The sequence below is a fragment of the Pseudomonas sp. genome, from assembly GCF_035554175.1.
In the GTDB taxonomy this organism is placed as follows: Bacteria; Pseudomonadota; Gammaproteobacteria; order Pseudomonadales; family Pseudomonadaceae; genus Aquipseudomonas.
Genome location: NZ_DATMIV010000002.1, coordinates 65,296 through 82,866, shown reverse-complemented (window position 1 = coordinate 82,866; position 17,571 = coordinate 65,296). Strand labels below are relative to the sequence as shown.

Genomic DNA, 17,571 nt, shown 5'->3' with positions numbered 1-17,571 from the left:
TGCAGATCGTACTTGTAGGCGAGCGGCCAATGGCCGTCGTCGACGCTAACGAGGCGACCCAGCGCGTCGTAGCTGTAGTGAATTTCTTCGCCATCGGGCAGCGTTTTTACAAGCAAGCGACCTGCGGCATCGCGCTGGTATTCGGTGACCAGTTCGCTACCGTCATCGCCGAACTCGGTTTTCTTCAGCAGTTGGCCGTTGAGGTCGTATTCGTACGCGGTGCGACGACCGTCGAAACCGGTTTCTTGTTGAATCAGACCGTTGGCGTAGTAATCGAGGTGGTAGTGCTCGCCGCGCTCGTTTTCGATTTCAGTGAGCAACAGGCGCGAGTTGTCGTAGCGATAGCGCAGTTGGCTGCCGTCGGGATTGATGCGACGGCTGACGAGGTGCAGGTTGTCGGCGTATTCGTAGCGGGTGATACGGCCGAGTTCGTCGCGTTCGGCGGTGACTCGCCCGTATGCGTTGTATGTAAATGCCCGTGTCGCTCCACCGGGCAAAGTGATCTGTGTCAGGCGATTCGCGGCATCCCATTGGTAGTGCGTGATGGCACCGTTTTCGTCCTGACGTGTGATCTGCCGGCCGAGTGCGTCGTAGCGGTATTTGCGCTGACTACCATCAGGCAGGCGCTCTTCCAATAGCTGGCCGAGGTTATTCCAGCCCAACTGGTGCCGGCTGCCATCGGGCAGGCCGATTTCCTGCAAACGCCCCCGACGGTCATAGCTGTAGTAGGTGGTGTTGCCGTCCGGATCTGTCTGCTGGGTGATATCGCCTTGATTATTGCGCTGATATTTCCAGACTGCTTTACCGCGAACGACCTTACTTACGAACCCACGGCTATATTCATAGCCCGTTGGTTCGTCTTCTGGAGGTATGACTGCGACCAGATGCCCTGATTCGTTGTATCGATACTCGGTGATAGCTCCGAGCGGATTTTGCTCTGCAACCAAGCGTCCCTTATCGTCATATGCCTTGAGATTTTCGGCTCCGTCCGGATCAATTTGAGCAACCAGTCGGGCTTGGTCGTCGTGGGTGTATATCTCTTCGCTACCGTCTGCGTTCGTGACAGTAACGCTTCCTTTATCATCCCAAACATAGCGAGTATCCATCTGCGAGAAGTTCGCCCAGTGATGAATACAGCGTGCAGATTTGCCCTCTTTTTCCCATTCCCAATAGAAACTGGCACCTCCGGCTAAACGGCGCTCGAGAATGACGTTTTGATCGTTATAGGCGTAACGCTCGGCTTCTCCAGCGGCGTTTTTCGCTTCAATCAAGCGATGTTGCGAGTCGTAGGCGTAACTGATGATCGTCTGGACAGTGGTCCATACATCTTCCAGATTGTCTGCGGGTGTGAACTGTTGATAGTCGACTGCCACAATGTGTTTGCGGTCGTAGCGCAACAGCAAGGCACGACCAGCACCATTGTCGATACGTTTGATCCGACCGTGAATATCGCGCGTGACATGAAGGCGGTTGTCGTATTTGTCACTGATGGCTATCAGTGTTGCGCCTTTGCGATCGTAGCGGAAGTGATAGAACTGAGCATGCTCACCAGCCTGAGTGAGAATAAGTTCTGATGGATCGTCCCCGATGAAGATGGCTGCTTCCGAGAGGCTATTGGTTATCGCCGGGCGTTGGATGCTTGGAAGTGGGAAGGTGATCACCCGGTTTTCATGATCAGTCCATATCACTTCATCGGCATTGATTTCTATCCGTTGGGCTAACGCGTGGCTCCAGCCAAAACCCAGCCCACAATCGATTTCCGCTGCGCTGGTCCGATAGAGACGAGTCCAGCTAAATGGTGCAGGCCCTCCGAGCTCTCCATCGGTCAGCGTCAGTAGCTCTTCGCCAGTGACCATGGAGACCGGGCAGCCGTTAGTGCAAGTGTTCTTTGCGCAAGTTGCGCTTTTTTCATCTGGGGTCTTGGATTGTGCAGGGGCATCGTGCCGGGTTTTCGGGGTTTCGACGGTGGTCACACGCTTCCCATCAAAACGCAACTCGGAAATCCCGTTCCTGACCTTCGCCGTCACCCCTCGAGCCGCCACTGCGGTGTACTTGGCGACATACTCCATAAAGCCGTTGATGATCTTGAACACCGACTTCACGAAGCCGACGACAGCCTTGATGACGAGCTCTCCGTACTTCTTCAGTCGGGCCGCAAGGTAGATGACGCCGGTACCTTCGGCGGCGATGGTCAGGACGACACCGATCACGATGTCGATCACAATACCTACGACAATGGCCGTGGTCATCTTCGCTACATCGCCTGCCATCTTCATCGGCGGCAAGCCCGCCAGCCAGATCACCGCACTGCGCACCAGCAAAAACAAAGCGGCTTCGTCACTGGCCAGCAACATGGCTTTTTTCATGACGTCCGGCGTGCTTTTTGCCACTTTGATCAGTTCGTCTGCGCCAGCGCCGAGATCCTTCGCAAACTTCCCGGGGTCCTGAAGGATGTCGAGCACGAGACTGATGCCGTCCCACACGCCTTTGATCGCTTCCCAGCCGCCGTCAAGAATGCCGTTGCCGATGGCCATCGCCGTGCCGGAGGTGGAGAGATTCGACCACTGCGGTTTGAAGCCGGCCCATTCCTTGCGCAGGAAACCTTCGAGGTCAGCGGTCACACCGCTGTAGGAGCTGAAGAGGGCGTCGATCTGCGCCGGAGTCACTACGTTATGCACGCGAATTTTGTAGAACTTGCCTGGCACACCGCCGTTCCACGCGGCTTTGCCTTGCGCGTCGAGTTTGACCTTGCTGACCGCACCACCGTCCACGGCCACAATTTCGACTTCGATATCGCCTACGGGAATGTCGTAAACCGATTCGAATTTGCTCTCGATCAGCAACGGCCCCTTGAGCGGGCATTGAGCCACGTTCGAGGTAAAGTTACCGTCGGTCATGCTCACCGCTTTACTGGTGTTGCCCACCTTGATGACACGTTCCATGCCCAGCAAAGACGGCATGTCAGCGGCACGGCTACCTTTGTCTAGCGCCTGCGCGTACCAGGTTTTGGTTTGTTCCTGATACAGCTTCAGACTGTCCTTGAAGGTGTCCAGTTGGTTGTCAACAAAGGCAACGCGATCCATCAGCCTTGCTCCAGAATCAGGTGGTTTATCAATGCTTCTTTAAGATTTTGCGGCGCATCCGGGCGGCGCACGAAGCGGGTGATTTTCAGCTTCAGATTGTTCTCGGGCCACGCGGTGTAGAGGTCCGGGCGGTCTTCTTCCAGCCACTGCATCAGGTTGCTCACCAGCGTCGCCGGATTGTCCTTGCTCAACCCCTCCAACAACCCCTTCGGCACCTCCCACCACGGCCAGTCCCGCACCTTCGGCACCACCCGCGTGCCCACTTCCAGCGCCTGCCCATTGATCAGATACCGCTCAAATACCGGCAGCACTTCTCCAGCCTTCTCCCCAAGCCCCTGCAGAATCGGGTAGACATGCCGTCCATCCCAAAACCGAAAAAACACCTCGGTGCCATCCGGCATTTTCACCTGCGTCAGGCTGCGCAGATGTTCGAACACCTCATTCGGCGCTGAACGCGACACCGCCAGCCAGCCCCAGTCCAGCGCATCGGTTTCGGCGATCCAGGGCAGGAAGGCGGAGTTGGCTTTGAGTTCGGTGAGGTAGGGCATCACCGGTTGCCAGGTGGAGTAGGGCGTGCCGCCCCAGATCGGCAGGAGCTGGGCGGTGGGCTCGGTGAGGTAGAGGGTTTTCAGGGCGTCAGCGTCGCTGGCGGCGCTGATGACCAGGTACAAACGCTCGCCGCTTTGCAGCGGCTGTTGCGCCAGCCAGTCCTTGGGGGTGATTCGTTCAGATGGCACAGGCACCTGCCTTGCATTTTTCGCATTCTTCGCAGAACGGCGCGTTACGTTTTAGGGTGTTGATCTGCGCCGGGGTCAGCACCTGGCCGGCCTTGTCCGCATCGGCCTGTTTCAACACGCCGGGCATCAGCGGAGCCGCCGGCGTGCCGCTGCCCGGACTGCCGCCGGAGTTCATGTTGATCACCGGGCCGCTCAGGGTTACGCCGCCGGCGTCGATCTTGATGAAGCTGCCGCCGCCGACCAGGGTCAGTTCCGCGCCGGCTTCCATCACCACTTTCATGCCGCTGCTCAGGTGGATTTCCTGGCCGGCGTCGATGAACTGGCCGGTGCCGATCTTGATGTGTTGGTTGACGCCCACGGTGAGGTGGTCGTTGGCGCGGGTTTCGACTTTGCGGTCGGCGTAGACGGTGTGGTGTTCTTCAGCCTTGAATTCGGTGTAGCTGTTTTGCTCGACGGTGTCGTGGCGTTCGTTGCCGACGCGGATTTTCTGGTCGTGCTCGATGTTCTCGTCCCAGTCGCGCTGGGCGTGCAGGTAGATCTGTTCCTGGCCTTTCTTGTCTTCGATGCGCAGCTCGTTGTAACCGCCGCCACCCATGGAACTGAGGGTCTTGAAGGTGCTGCGGGTCTTGTTCGCCGGCAGTTCGTAGGGGACGGTGTTTTCCTTGTGGTACAGGCAGCCGCTGATCAGCGGCTGGTCGGGATCGCCTTCCAGGAAAGTCACCAGCACTTCCATGCCGATGCGCGGGATGGCGATGCCGCCGTACTGGGCGCCGGCCCAGGCGCTGGAGACGCGCAGCCAGCAGCTGGTCTTGTCGTCGGCCTGACCTTCGCGGTCCCAGTGGAACTGCACTTTGACCCGGCCGTATTCGTCGCAGTGGATTTCTTCGCCTTTCGGGCCGGTGACCACCGCGCTCTGGCTGCCGAGGATGCGCGGTTTCGGGTGGCGCAGCGGCGGGCGGTTGGGCACGTCCCATGGCGTGGCCTGGAAGCGGTTGCGGTAGCCCTGATGAAAATCGTCTTTCAGCGCGGTGGTGTCGCTGGTCACCGACTCTTCGAGCACCTGCGGCTGCTTGCCTTCGTGCAGCACTTCGGTGAGCAACCACAGGTCATTCCATTTGGCTTTCGGGTGCTCGGTCAGGGCGAGGAAATGGCCGCTGACCAGCAATGGCTGATCACTCTTGCCTTCGGCGAGCTGGAAATCGCTGCGATGGCGTTCGAGGGCGCGTTTGGCCAGGTGCTTGCCGCGCTCGCGGTCAATGAAGCGGCCGGGGTAGTCGTAGTCTTCGAGGTCGGGCAGGGCGTCGCCACGGTTTTCGCTTTCCAGGGTCAGGCGCGGTTTTTCGAAATCGTAGTCGCGGCGCGTGGTGCGGCTGGTGCGGGTTTCCAGGCGCAGGTCGAAACGCTTGATCACCGGGTTGCTGGCGACCATGCCTGAGTCTTGCTGATAGGCCACAGGGGCGAGTTTCGGGAACACCGTCTGGTCATCGCCGAACAGCAGTTTGTGACCTGTTGGAGTGTGCTGGAAGTGAAAGTGAATGCCTTCTTCTTCGCACAGGCGCTGGATGAAATGCAGGTCCGATTCATCGTATTGCACGCAATAAATGCGCTCGGGGTAGATCGAGCCGGTCTTGAATTCGTAGGCGTTGCTCTGAATGCCGTGCTCTTCCAGCACCTGGCCGATGATTTTCGGCACGCTGAGGTTCTGGAAGATGCGCTGGTTGATGCGGTGCGCGAGGTACGAAAGCTGCGGGCGCAGGGTCACCGAATAACGGGTCAGTCGTTTGCCGGAATCGCCTTGCGCGGCGCGGTAGATCTGCCCATGAATGCCGCTGCCGTCAGGCGCCAGCTGCAGGAAGGCCGGCTTGTGCAGCAGGGTTTCGAGGTCCAGCGACGGCTGCTCACTGACCAGCTCCACCTCGAAAACAAAAGGCTGGCTGATGGCTTCCCGGCCGGTGAGGGTAAACACCTGGAAATCGGCGGAGAGCCCTTCGATGGTCAGGGCAAAGTGGGTTTCATTGGCCGGCGCGAACATCCCTTGTTCCTCGTGCTGTACAGCGGCGCTCGTCGACGGCCGCAAAAAAGCGGCTCAACGTACGCGAAATTCTGGAGGGGCGTAAACAACATCGACCAGCAGAGCTGGCCGATGCGTGTAACGGTCAGCCGTAATTAAACGACTGGAGCACGCCAGTCATCGGAACCCGAAGTACCGGATACTTCGTGGGTCCAGGTGATTTTACGGTAGGTGAACTGCACTTCTTCCAGGTGGGTAAAGTGGGCGTTCGACGGGTCCTGGCAGTTGTGCATTTTGTTGTTGATGGCGACGATGATCGCGTCTTCCAGTTTGGTGGTGTAGTAGTGCTCTTGGGTGCCTTGAGCCGAAGTGCGGTACCACTGGATAACGATTTCGCTCATGCGCTCGCCGGAGGTCAGAGCGGCTTGCAGCAGAGGCGACGACTTGTCGTAGACCTTGGTGATCACGACTGGCTTGTGTACGCGCTGACCGGTTGGCTGACCGGACTGTGGGTCACGCGGGATGATCACGTCGTGGCTGAAAGCCTGAACCATGACCTGGTCTTCGTGGCCTTCCTGGTAGGTGTTGCCAACGGAGTCGGCGGTGAACGCGCCGGCAGTGATCAGGCCTTGTTTTTCGCCGGTAACCGACATGTACGCTGGTGTTGCCATGGGTGCTCTCCTTGCGGAATAAAGTTAAGGGCCCGGAGGCGAAATCGCCCGGTGGGTGCCTGACTGTTATCAAGGAGCGTGCCAGAGTGGGTGAAGTGCCCGGGAGACGGGGGCGAGACGAGTGTCAGTGGTCATTCGGGGCGATTTTCAGTGGGATAATCAGGAGAAAGTGCGCAAGAAGTTGCGCAGTACTGCGCAACTTCTTGCGCACTTGGCTGCAGGCCTTGAACTGCGTGGGCTGAAGCGCAATTTTCCCCTGAAATATTATGGCCAACTGCGCAACTTCTTGCGCAGTTGGGCATTGGTCGAGACCAAGGTGTTTGCTTCGCGAGCAGGCTCGCTCCCACAGGGATTTGTGGTTTGCCCCGAATTCAAGTTCATCCGCGAAACCTGTGGGAGCGAGCCTGCATGGCATTGCGGAAGTCGGAAGTACAAGTCAGGTCAGCTTGATACGCAGTGCCTCGGCGCATTCCTCGATCGAACGCTGTTGCGTATCGGCATACAACCCCAACTCATCAATGGTCGGGCGGCCCAGCGCCTGTTCGAAAGCCAGGCGATTGGAGTGATCGCCATAATGCGTCTGCGCGGTGTCCCCCAGGTTTGACTGAAAAATCCCCGCCGCACTCACCGGCAGGAAATCTTCGTACACCAGGGGCTCCGCTTTCACATAACCATCGCGGAGCAATTCCTGGAGGGAAGCTCCACCAAGTCCTTGCGCAGCCAATCCCTTTTCCGTGGCGAAATAACGAAAGTACGCCAGCTCTTGTTCGCGCATGCCCTCGACGCTGTCAGGAAATTCCGCAAAGTGCTGAGTCATCAGCGCGTTATAGCGTGCGGCGTTGGCTTCATTGGGGAAGTCGCCCAGCTCATCGCGAGCGGCGTTCAGCAAGCGGTCATACAACGCGCGACCTTTTGGCGTGAGGGCTGCGCCACGTTGTTCGATTTCACCGAAACGCGCGCTGTGGCTGCCGCGTGTTTCGTGCTGATCGGTGAAAGCGATCGGCTCGTCCAGCGCCTTGAAGCTGGTCTGGCGCAACAGGATCGGACAGTGGCGACGCGGCGGGCCTTCAATCACCGCTTTGGGCGTGATGCCGTGGGCGGGCATCTTTTCTTGCACCGTGTCGATGTCCAGCGTGCGCGGGGTCAGATGATTGATGTGCGGGCCCTTGAACGCGACGACATCGGCGACCAAACGGTGCTGGGCGCTGAGTTTTCGATACTGCGCGCCAGTGACGGTGGCGCTGTGGTGCCAGCGAAAAGTCTCCAGTGCCTGTCGGATGAATTCTGCGGCTTCACCTTCATCCAGCCCGCCCGCTGTTTCCGCCTGTTGAATCAGGTGCAGTGCCTCTTCGGTAAAAATCGAACGACGTGCCAGCACCGATTCGGCAAATGAGCGCAGTTCAAGATCTTCAATCAGCTCCAGGCGCAGCAACGAGGTGAACACGCGAAACGGGCTGATCTGCAGCGCCTCCTCGTGCACTGCACGAAATGCAGTGGAATGCACCGGCACGCCCGCCGGAGTCAGGTCGTAATAACCCACCGGCTGCATGCCCATCACCGCGAACAGGCGGGCGAGGGTGGCCAGTTCGGTCGCGGTGCCGACGCGAATGGCGCCATGGCGCTCCATGTCCAGTCGTTCGATTTCGCCGCTGCGTTTGAGTTGTCCAGCGATATCAGGCTGACGTGAAAGCACATCGCGGTTGGTTTTTTCCACCAGTTGCATCAGCGCGCCGTACAGCGGGACCTCGTCACGGTACATGTCGGACATCGCTCGGGAGAAGCGTTGGCGGATCAGGTCGGGGCTCACGAAAGGCTGCACGGTCATGAAAAAAATTCCTGCGACGGTCACGGAATGGATGCCGGAAAGATCGCAGCCTTCGCCCACGCGGGCAAACGAAGAAACCTACGAACTTCATTCTGCCAACGACTGATCCACCAGTTCGATCCAATGATTGACGGGCGTGCGCCCGGCGCTGGCGAGATGACTCTGGCAGCCCACATTGGAGGTGACGATCAACTCCGGCCGGCCGCTCTCCAGAGCGTTAAGTCGCTGATCGCGCAGTTGCCGCGCCAGCAGCGGTTGCGTCAGCGAATACGTGCCCGCCGAGCCGCAGCACAAATGGCCGTCCGGCACCGCCGTAAGATTGAAACCGAGCCGGGTCAGTAGCGCCTCCACGGCGCCGCCGAGTTTCAGTGCGTGCTGCAAGGTGCACGGGCAATGCACGGCGATGCGCCGTTCGCTGGCGGCGCAGACCTGTTCCAGCGGTTCCTGCGCGATGACCTGCACCAAGTCCCGAGTCATTTCGCTGATCTGCCGAGCCTTGTCGGCATACACCGGATCGCTCGCCAGCAAATGCCCGTAATCCTTGATAAACGCGCCACAACCGCTGGCCGTCTGCACGATGGCTTCGGCGCCGTTTTGCAGGTGCGGCCACCAGGCGTCGATGTTCTGCCGGGCGCGGTCGAGGCCCTTGGCCTGCGCGTCGAGGTGATAGTCGAGCGCGCCGCAGCAACCGGCTTCGCGCACTGGCGTGACGCTGATGCCCAAGCGATCAAAGACCCGCGCCGTCGCATCATTGGTGTTAGGCGCCAGACCCGGTTGCACGCAGCCTTCGAGCAACAGCACCCGGCGCGCATGCCGCGGGGCCGGACGCGAGCCCGCCACGGCGACATGCTGCGGCAGTTTGCTTTCCAAAAGACGCGGCAGCAGTGGTCGAAACGTCGCGCCCATTCGCAGCAGACCTTTGAACAACCCCGGATTCGGCGCCACCGCGCGCAAGCCCTCGCGCAGCAAACGCTGGGCTGGCGGGCGCGGCACCGCGTCATCGACCACCGCGCGACCGATGTCGAGCAGGTTGTGATAATCGACCCCGGACGGGCAGGTGGTTTCGCAGTTGCGACACGACAGGCAGCGATCCAGATGCAGTTGCGTCTGCTCGGTGGCTGGCGCGCCTTCCAGCACCTGTTTGATCAGATAAATGCGCCCACGCGGACCATCCAGCTCATCGCCGAGCAATTGATAGGTCGGACACGTCGCGTTGCAGAACCCGCAATGCACACAGGTACGCAGAATCTTTTCCGCTTCGGCGGCGCGGGGCAGCCGGCGCGATTGCTCACTGAGGGTGGTTTGCATGGCTAGACCTCCGCGTACAGTCGACCGGGGTTAAACAGCCCTTGCGGGTCGAGTTGCGCCTTGAGTTGCCGGTGATAGCGCAGCAGGGTCGGTGCCAAGGGTTGGAACGGCGAGTCAGTGGCGCCATGGGTGAAGCACATCGCATGGCCACCGAAGGACTGGGCGAGGGCGTGAATCCCGGTGCTGGCGGATTTCAGCCAGCGTTGCGCGCCTGCCCAGTCGATCAGTTGTTCGCCCGGCAGGTCGAGCGGGCCGAGATTGTTCGGCAACGACAGACGCCAGAGCGGCAAGCCTTCGTCGAAAAAGCGCAGGCGCTGCTCGTTGAGATCGCGCCAGAAAACCGAGTCCAGCGGCTCGCCACCGAGGCGCTGATGCGCCGCCGTCACCGAACCTTCGCCACCCTCGAGCCGTAGATACAGGCTCTGTCCATCGTGACACGCGGCGCTGATCGGCAACGGCTGCTGACCCCATTCGGCGAGTTTGCTCAAGGCGCGGGCACAGTCGATATCGAGGCGGATGCTCAGGCATTGACGCGGTTTCGGCAGGACTTTCAGCGACACTTCGGTCAACACGCCAAGACAACCGAAACTGCCGGCCATCAACCGCGACAGGTCATAGCCGGCGACGTTTTTCATCACCTCGCCGCCGAAACGCAGATGCTGGCCGAGGCCGGTGATCACCCGCGTGCCGAGGACGAAATCGCGCACCGAGCCCGACCAGGGTCGGCGTGGCCCGGACAACCCCGTAGCGATCATGCCGCCGACCGTGGCGCTGTCAGCGAAGGATGGCGGTTCGCAGGGCAACATTTGTCCAGCGTCATCCAATGCCGCGAGCAGCTCGGACAATGGCGTGCCGGCGCGTGCCGTGACCACCAGTTCCGTGGGCTCATAGCGAACGATGCCGCGATGGGCGCGGGTGTCGAGCACTTCGCCAGCAACTTCGCGGCCCAGAAATGCCTTGCTGTTGCCACCCTGAATCTTCAGCGGCGTGGCATTGGCCCGCGCAGCGTTGACCTGATCGAGCAGGGTCTGGGCAGCATCGACGTCGGCCATCAGAATCGCTCCAGCTCGGGGAACGGCAGTTGCCCGGCGTGAATGTGCATCGCCCCGAATTCGGCACACCGATGCAGAGTCGGGATGTTCTTGCCGGGGTTGAGCAGGCCCTGCGGATCGAAAACGGCTTTGACCGCGTGAAACAACAGCAGCTCGTCATTGTTGAACTGCGCGCACATCTGATTGATTTTCTCGCGGCCGACGCCATGTTCGCCGGTGATGCTGCCGCCGACTTGCACACACAGTTCGAGAATCTTGCCTCCCAGTGCCTCGGCGCGATGCAGCTCGCCCGGCTGGTTGGCGTCGAACAGAATCAGCGGGTGCATGTTGCCGTCACCGGCATGGAACACGTTGGCCACGCGCAATCCGTACTCCTCGCCGAGGCGGGCGATGCCTTGCAAAACAGCGGGCAATTCGCGGCGCGGGATGGTGCCGTCCATGCAGTAATAATCCGGCGACAAGCGACCAATGGCCGGGAAGGCGTTTTTGCGTCCGGCCCAGAAGCGCACCCGCTCGGCTTCGTCCTGGGCCTGGCGCACTTCAATAGCACCAGCGCTGTTCATGACCTCGCGCACCCGCCCGCAATCGTCGTGCACATCGGCTTCGACGCCATCGAGTTCGCAGAGCAGAATCGCTTCGGCATCGACCGGGTAACCGGCATGGATAAAGTCTTCGGCAGCGCGAATCGCCAGGTTGTCCATCATTTCCAGACCACCCGGAATGATCCCGGCAGCGATGATTTCGGCCACCGCGCGTCCGGCCTTTTCCACTGAATCAAAGCTGCCGAGCAAGACCTTGGCGACTTGCGGCCTGGGCAATAACTTCACCGTGACTTCGGTGATGATCCCCAGCAGGCCTTCGGAGCCGGTGAACAGGGCGAGCAGGTCGAAACCGGCTGAATCGAGCGCCTCGGAGCCCAGCGTCAGGCGTTCGCCTTCGATGGTCAGCACTTCGATTTTCAGTACGTTGTGCACGGTCAAGCCGTACTTGAGGCAATGCACGCCACCAGCGTTTTCCGCGACGTTACCGCCAATCGAACAGGCGATCTGGGATGACGGATCGGGCGCGTAATACAACCCGAACGGAGCCACGGCCTGGGATATGGCGAGGTTGCGCACACCCGGCTGAACCCGTGCGATACGGGCGGCGGGATCAATGTGCAGGATGTTGTTGAACCGCGCCATGACCAGCAGCAGGCCTTTTTCCAAGGGCAGGGCGCCGCCGGACAAACCGGTGCCGGCGCCACGGGCGACGACGGGCACGTTGTTCTGGTGGCAGAGTTTCAGCAGGGTTTGCACCTGCTCGAGACGTTGGGGCAGGGCGACCAGCATCGGTGTCGTGCGGTAGGCGGAGAGGCCGTCGCATTCGTAGGGTTTGAGCTCGTCCTCGCGCCAGAGGATGTCCAGATCCGGCAGGAGTTGCTGCACAGCCTTGAGCAACCTGGCCTTGTTCACCTCGGGCAACGGCCCGTCGAGGCGTTCGTCGTAAAGAATGCTCATCGCCAACCGCCGATTTCCTGGAGCTGAAATACCCACCTGTGGCGAGGGAGCTTGCTCCCGCTGGGGAGCGAACCGGCCCCTCTCCTGAGAACGCGCGGTGTCCGATTAAACTGGCTGGCATTGGGTCTGCTGCGCAGCCCAGCGGGAGCAAGCTCCCTCGCCACAGGGTAAGCGGTCATTGTTGCGACCCCAGGAATTGCTGATACAACCGTGCCGTATTCCCCGGCTGTTCAACCATCGGCATGTGCCCGACGTGATCCCAGACGTCCACTTCCAGATTGGCGATGCCCTTGCTCCACACCGGTACGCTGCTGACGTCGATCAGGCGATCCTTGCGCCCCCACAGCAACAGCGCCGGGCATTTGATATCGGCCAGTTTCGGCTCCATCGGCGGGCTGGCGTGGAAGTCCCGGAAGATTTCTTCGAGTTCATCGCGTTGATGCTGGTAACGCTGGGCGACGGCGTCCAGCACCAGCTTCGGCACCCACGGTGGCGATTCCATGGTCATCGCGTAGAAACGCTGAAATTCTTCGCGGGAATTGATCAGGAACGGATTGTGCCCGCGCGCCAGGTGGCGCTCCATGTCGCTGGGCTGCGGTGCAGTGACGCCGGCGGGATCGATCAGGGCTACCGAAGCGATTCGCTCGGGGTAGGTCGCCGCCAGCCAGGCAGCGATGTAACCGCCCATCGAATTGCCGATCACATGGACTTTCTCCACGCCGCACACGTCGAGCAACTGAATCATGCGTTTGGCCTGAACCGGGATGTCGTAGCCGCCACCGGCCTTGAAGCCGGTTTCGCCATGGCCGGCCAGATCCGGAATGATCACTCGATACTGGCGAACAAAATGCCGGGCACAGCGCAGCCAGAGGTTTTTGTCGGCGCTGAAGCCGTGCAGCATCAGAATCGCGCTGGACGCCTCGTATGGCCCGCCTTGCCAGGTCGACACGCTCATTTCGGCAATCGGCACTTCGATCTTGTGCAACTTGTACAACTTGGCCTCGATGGCCATGTTCAAGTCGTACAGCCAACGGCCGATCGCCGGATAACTCAACCAGCTCCAGGCGACGAAAACTGCGAGAGCGACAAACAGCAAAAGCATCGACGTCTTCCTTATTACGTGTTCAGGACAGAATGTGGTCGGCCGGTTTCAACGCCCGCGTCAGCAGGTGATAGCTGAAACTGAAGCCGGGAAACATCGCGATCACATGACCGCTCTTGCTCTGGTACCAACTGTGGCAACCGCCGGACTTCCATACCGTGCGCTGCATTTCCCGGTGGATCATTGCAGTGTAGGTATGTTCCGCGTCATGGCGCACTTCGATGCTGCGCAGGCCTTTGGCCCGCACGGTGCGGATGCAGTCGAGGATGTAGTTCATCTGCGATTCGATGATGAACAGCGCCGAAGTGTGGCCAATGCCGGTGTTCGGTCCGGTGACGATAAACAGGTTGGGGAAGTCCGGCAGACTGGTGCCGAGATAGGCGTGGGGATATTCGGCCCAGACATCTCTGAGTTGCACGGCGTTTTTGCCGCTGACCGGGTAGGAAATCACCCCGTCCGTGGCGTCATAGCCGGTCGACCAGACGATCAGATCGGCAACGATGTGCTCGCCATCCACGGTGTTGATGCCGGTTTCGTCTAGCGAAGCGATGCCATGCTCGCGACTGTGCAGCGTGACGTTGGTCCGGCTCAGGGCCGGGTAATACGTGCTGGACACCAGCACCCGTTTGCAGCCGATGGTGAAGTCCGGGGTGAGTTTTCGCCGCAGCACCGGGTCCGCGACCTGACGTTTGAGAAAACGCAGCGCGTGTTGCTGCACCAGGTGAATCGCTGCTTTCGAGTATTTGAAGGCGATCACCCGGGTCTCGAATTTCCAGTAGATCAGCCAGCGCAGCAGCTTGTACGCTGGCTTCCAACCAAGCAGCCAACGCTGGAATCGACCGAATTGGCGATCGGCGCGGGGCAGTACCCAATGCGGCGTGCGCTGGAACACATGCAAATGTTCGACTTGCGATGCAATCGCCGGAATCACCTGGGCCGCGCTGGCGCCACTACCGACGATCGCTACACGTTTACCGCGGTAGTCGTAGCTGTGATCCCAATGATTTGTATGAAAGGTCTTGCCTTGAAAGCGATCCATTCCGGGAAAGTGTGGGATGACTGGCTGACTCAGCGGCCCGGAGGCATTGATCAGGAACTGCGTGTAAAAGATTCCCTTGGCGCGGGTATGCACCGCCCAGCGTTTTTCCACCTCGTCCCATTCGACGCGCTCGACATCGGCTTGCAGCTCCACCCGTTCGCGCAGGGCAAACTGCTCGATCACCTGTTCGGTGTAACGCTGCAGTTCCGCCTGTTCGGCGAACATCTGCGACCAGCGATAGGGCGCGAACGACAGTGAATACAGCGGCGACGGCACGTCCACCGCTGCGCCGGGGTAAGTGTTCTGGCACCAGGTGCCGCCGAAAAAATCGCGTCGTTCGAGTATGCGAAAGTCATCGATCCCGGCCTTGAGCAGGTTGACCGCCGCGCACTGGCCGCCGAAACCGCTGCCGATGATCAACACAGGGTAGGTGTGCATGGATCCCCTTTTTAGAGTTGTTTTTCCATTTCCCGTGTTTCATTTATAGCCAACTCTTGGCGGCGTGCGCGGCGATGTATGCGCTCGATGACGCCGGTCAGGCGCTGTACGAGGCCAAGGCGAGTGGGCGCAATCGAGTGATCTGCAATAGCGACAACAAGCCAAGGCAGGCGCTGCTGGATTCGGTTTGACGGACACCGGGTGACCACTGTGGGAGCGAGCCTGCTCGCGAAAGCGGTGGGTCAGTCAGTATCAATATCGTTTGACATGACGCCTCCGAACAGGCTCGCTCCCACAGGGTTAGGTGTTGTCGGTTAGATCAGTGTCGCATCCGGTGTAGAGCCTTGCGCCAATGTCGGTTACGGTTGAATTCCCCCGACACGAAACAAGGACTGCTTCATGACGTTCTCATTGCCCCGCTCTCTGCTGGCCGCCAGTCTCGGTCTGTCCCTCGCGCTCTCGGCCGCAAACGCCGTCGCAGAACCGCATAAACAAGTGCTCGCCGATGCCGAGCAGTACCAGCCCGAAGCCCTGAAGTTGTTGGAACGACTGGTCAATATCGATTCGGGCTCAGGTTATGAGCCTGGCCTGAAACAGGTCAGCGAGATTGCCATCGATGAGCTGAAGAAACTCGGCGCAACTATCGAGCTGGTGCCGAACACTCCGGAAAAATCCAACCACGTGCTGGCCACGCTCAAAGGCACCGGCCAGGCGAAAATCCTGCTGATGGCGCACATGGACACGGTGTTCAAGGAAGGCTCCGCCGCCCAAAGGCCATTCCACATCAAGGACGGCCGCGCCTACGGGCCGGGGGTGATGGATGACAAGGGCGGCATCGTCGCCGGCATTTATGCGCTGAAAGTGCTGAAGAACCTAGACTTCAAAGACTACGCGCAGATCACCTTCTTGCTCGACGCCAGCGAAGAAACCGGCTCTGACGTCGCCACCGACCTCATCAAGAAAACCGCAAAACAACACGACGTGACCCTCAACCTCGAACCGGGTCGCCCGGCTGATGGCCTGGTGGTGTGGCGCAAGGGCAGTGCGACGGCGTTGGTCGAGGTCAAGGGCAAAGCCGCCCACGCCGGTGTCGCGCCAGAGTTGGGGCGTAACGCAGCGATGGAAGCGGCGCACCAGATTCTGCAACTGGGCAAACTCGGCGACGAGGCGAAGAAAACCACCATCAACTTCACCGTGCTCAAGGCCGGTGATCGCACCAACGTGATTCCTGATCAGGCCACGGCCAAGGGAGACGTGCGCGCGGCGGTGCCGGAGGAGTTTGATCGCATCGAGAAGGATATGGCGCGGGTTTCGCAAGACAAGCTCATAGCTGAAACTGAAGTGAAAACTTCCTTGCAGCGCGGATTGCCGCCGATGCCGCAGACGGCTGAGTCGGATCGCTTGATGGCCATGGCTCAAGGGATTTACGGCGAGATTGGCCGCAAGTTGACCGAGGAGGGCAGTGGCGGTGCGGCGGATGCGAGTTTGTCGGCCGGGGTCGGCACGCCGACGCTGGATGGTTTCGGGATTGTTGGCGGCAATATTCACACGCCGGAGGAATACGCCGAAGTGGCGAGCGTGGCGCCGCGGATTTATTTGTTGTCGCGGATGATCATGGAGTTGGCCAAGCCGCGGTAATGGAATTGTTGGTGTGAATGCTTGGGGCGGGGTGTCGGTTGACTCATCCTGGCCCTCTCCCCTGTATGTACCGGACACATGGTGGGCTTCGGTGCATACAGGGGATCGCGTTTCAACTGTGGGAGCGAGCCTGCTCGCGAAGGGGCCGGTGCAGCGTTTGCATCACTCCTTGACGCTCATGTATTCCTTGGCCCAGAGAATGTATTCCTCCGGCTGGGTATAGGTGTGCGTCAATTCGGTCGCGCTCAGGTCGGACGCCTGGGTGAAGATCTGCCGCTGCTCGCGCAGGCTGTCATAAGTCGCCTTGATCGCGGCGAAATAGGCGCCGTGGCCGTCGATGGTCACCCGCACACCGAGTTCGGCGAGGCGCTTGTCGTCGCGCAGGGCCGGGTTGCCGTAGGTGACCAGCATCAGCGGCACGGTCAGGTGCTCGGCTATCTGTTCCAGTTGATCGAAGTCCTGCACGCCGACCATGCAGATACCGTCAGCGCCTGCCGCTTGATATTGGCGGGTGCGGCTGATGATTTCCTGGTTGGGCAGGATGCCGGCGTTGGTGCGGGCGATGATCGCCATTTCCGTGTCGACCCGGGCTTCCAGCGCCGCGCGGATCTTGCCGACGCCTTCGGCCACGGTGATCAGGTCGGTGGATTTGCGCCCGAATTGCGCCGGCAGCAAGGTGTCTTCAATGGTCAATGCGGCGACGCCTGCGCGTTCCAGCTCGACAATGGTGCGCATCACGTTAAGCGCATTGCCATAGCCGTGATCGGCGTCGGCGATCACTGGCAGTTGGGCGACGCGGCCAATGCGCGTGGCCTGCTCGGCGAATTCGCTGAGGGTGATCAGGGCGAAGTCCGGTGCGCCGAGCACCTGCAACGAGGCCACGGAACCGCCGAGAATGCCCACTTCGAAACCCAGGTCAGCGGCGATGCGGGCGGACATCGGGTCGAATACCGAGGCCGTGTGATAGCAGGTGTCGGAGGCCAGCAACTGACGGAAATTACGGCGCAAATCTTGATGGGAAAGCCTGGTCATACGAGTCCACCAACACATAAGGAATGGAGAGGCTTGAGCAAAGGTGTCAACGCCGAAGAATGAAAAGGCTATCACGCGGATGGGTGAGGAATCATGACGAATTTGCGCGGCGGGACTGACGGCTGAAAGGTTTAAC

Annotated in this window: 12 protein-coding genes and 1 pseudogene; 2 read left to right on the top strand and 11 right to left on the bottom strand. The window is 60.1% G+C overall.

Annotated features, from left to right (window positions below):
- From VNV36_RS01240 to VNV36_RS01195, 10 genes are all read right to left on the bottom strand, one after another.
- Nucleotides 1–3,083 (bottom strand): DUF6531 domain-containing protein (locus tag VNV36_RS01240; protein WP_325715479.1); only part of this gene is annotated, 3,083 nt, incomplete at its 3' end.
- Entirely contained in the window at nt 3,083–3,820 is a 738-nt protein-coding gene (locus tag VNV36_RS01235) for a DUF4123 domain-containing protein (protein ID WP_325715477.1), read from the bottom strand. The genes VNV36_RS01240 and VNV36_RS01235, both read right to left, overlap by 1 nt.
- Nucleotides 3,810–5,852: a type VI secretion system Vgr family protein gene (locus VNV36_RS01230; RefSeq protein ID WP_325715476.1), complete on the bottom strand. Its 2,043-nt coding sequence runs from the start codon at nt 5,850–5,852 to the stop codon at nt 3,810–3,812. Before VNV36_RS01230 ends, VNV36_RS01235 begins: the two co-directional genes overlap by 11 nt.
- A gap of 134 nt (nt 5,853–5,986) precedes the next feature.
- Complete coding sequence (locus VNV36_RS01225; RefSeq protein ID WP_074687775.1) at nt 5,987–6,502, bottom strand: Hcp family type VI secretion system effector; 516 nt, start codon at nt 6,500–6,502, stop codon at nt 5,987–5,989.
- A gap of 436 nt (nt 6,503–6,938) precedes the next feature.
- Complete coding sequence (gene hglS, locus VNV36_RS01220) at nt 6,939–8,327, bottom strand: 2-oxoadipate dioxygenase/decarboxylase HglS (protein ID WP_325715472.1); 1,389 nt, start codon at nt 8,325–8,327, stop codon at nt 6,939–6,941.
- Nucleotides 8,328–8,414: 87 nt separating this feature from the next.
- Complete coding sequence (gene glcF / locus VNV36_RS01215; protein ID WP_325715470.1) at nt 8,415–9,635, bottom strand: glycolate oxidase subunit GlcF; 1,221 nt, start codon at nt 9,633–9,635, stop codon at nt 8,415–8,417.
- Between the two features lie 2 nt (nt 9,636–9,637).
- Entirely contained in the window at nt 9,638–10,687 is a 1,050-nt protein-coding gene (gene glcE, locus VNV36_RS01210) for a glycolate oxidase subunit GlcE (RefSeq protein ID WP_325715468.1), read from the bottom strand.
- The gene (glcD, locus tag VNV36_RS01205; protein WP_325715466.1) at nt 10,687–12,186 is read right to left on the bottom strand and encodes a glycolate oxidase subunit GlcD; all 1,500 of its coding nucleotides are present in this window, start codon (nt 12,184–12,186) and stop codon (nt 10,687–10,689) included. The genes glcE and glcD overlap by 1 nt, the downstream gene beginning before the upstream one ends.
- A gap of 175 nt (nt 12,187–12,361) precedes the next feature.
- The gene (locus VNV36_RS01200) at nt 12,362–13,288 is read right to left on the bottom strand and encodes an alpha/beta fold hydrolase (protein WP_325715464.1); all 927 of its coding nucleotides are present in this window, start codon (nt 13,286–13,288) and stop codon (nt 12,362–12,364) included.
- 22 nt (nt 13,289–13,310) lie between these two features.
- Complete coding sequence (locus VNV36_RS01195; protein WP_325715462.1) at nt 13,311–14,765, bottom strand: flavin-containing monooxygenase; 1,455 nt, start codon at nt 14,763–14,765, stop codon at nt 13,311–13,313.
- 83 nt (nt 14,766–14,848) lie between these two features.
- On the opposite strand from VNV36_RS01195, the pseudogene VNV36_RS01190 reads away from it, so the two are divergent.
- Nucleotides 14,849–14,956, top strand: a pseudogene (locus VNV36_RS01190) (diguanylate cyclase); the annotation flags it as partial.
- A 208-nt stretch (nt 14,957–15,164) separates the two neighbouring features.
- Nucleotides 15,165–16,403, top strand: coding sequence for a M20/M25/M40 family metallo-hydrolase (locus VNV36_RS01185; protein ID WP_325715460.1), 1,239 nt, complete (start codon nt 15,165–15,167; stop codon nt 16,401–16,403).
- A gap of 162 nt (nt 16,404–16,565) precedes the next feature.
- Here the strand turns inward: VNV36_RS01185 and VNV36_RS01180 are convergent, their stop codons facing one another.
- On the bottom strand, nt 16,566–17,435 hold the full coding sequence (locus VNV36_RS01180; protein WP_016774123.1) for an oxaloacetate decarboxylase: 870 nt from the start codon (nt 17,433–17,435) through the stop codon (nt 16,566–16,568).
- Nucleotides 17,436–17,571: the final 136 nt, after the last annotated feature.

What these genes read in the sequence shown, in the direction of transcription:
- glcD (WP_325715466.1), bottom strand. Translation starts at nt 12,186, where the DNA reads ATGAGCATTCTTTACGACGAACGCCTCGACGGGCCGTTGCCCGAGGTG.
- hglS (WP_325715472.1), bottom strand. Translation starts at nt 8,327, where the DNA reads ATGACCGTGCAGCCTTTCGTGAGCCCCGACCTGATCCGCCAACGCTTC.
- glcF (WP_325715470.1), bottom strand. Translation starts at nt 9,635, where the DNA reads ATGCAAACCACCCTCAGTGAGCAATCGCGCCGGCTGCCCCGCGCCGCC.
- VNV36_RS01195 (WP_325715462.1), bottom strand. Translation starts at nt 14,765, where the DNA reads ATGCACACCTACCCTGTGTTGATCATCGGCAGCGGTTTCGGCGGCCAG.
- glcE (WP_325715468.1), bottom strand. Translation starts at nt 10,687, where the DNA reads ATGGCCGACGTCGATGCTGCCCAGACCCTGCTCGATCAGGTCAACGCT.
- VNV36_RS01185 (WP_325715460.1), top strand. Translation starts at nt 15,165, where the DNA reads ATGACGTTCTCATTGCCCCGCTCTCTGCTGGCCGCCAGTCTCGGTCTG.
- VNV36_RS01230 (WP_325715476.1), bottom strand. Translation starts at nt 5,852, where the DNA reads ATGTTCGCGCCGGCCAATGAAACCCACTTTGCCCTGACCATCGAAGGG.
- VNV36_RS01225 (WP_074687775.1), bottom strand. Translation starts at nt 6,502, where the DNA reads ATGGCAACACCAGCGTACATGTCGGTTACCGGCGAAAAACAAGGCCTG.
- VNV36_RS01200 (WP_325715464.1), bottom strand. Translation starts at nt 13,288, where the DNA reads ATGCTTTTGCTGTTTGTCGCTCTCGCAGTTTTCGTCGCCTGGAGCTGG.
- VNV36_RS01180 (WP_016774123.1), bottom strand. Translation starts at nt 17,435, where the DNA reads ATGACCAGGCTTTCCCATCAAGATTTGCGCCGTAATTTCCGTCAGTTG.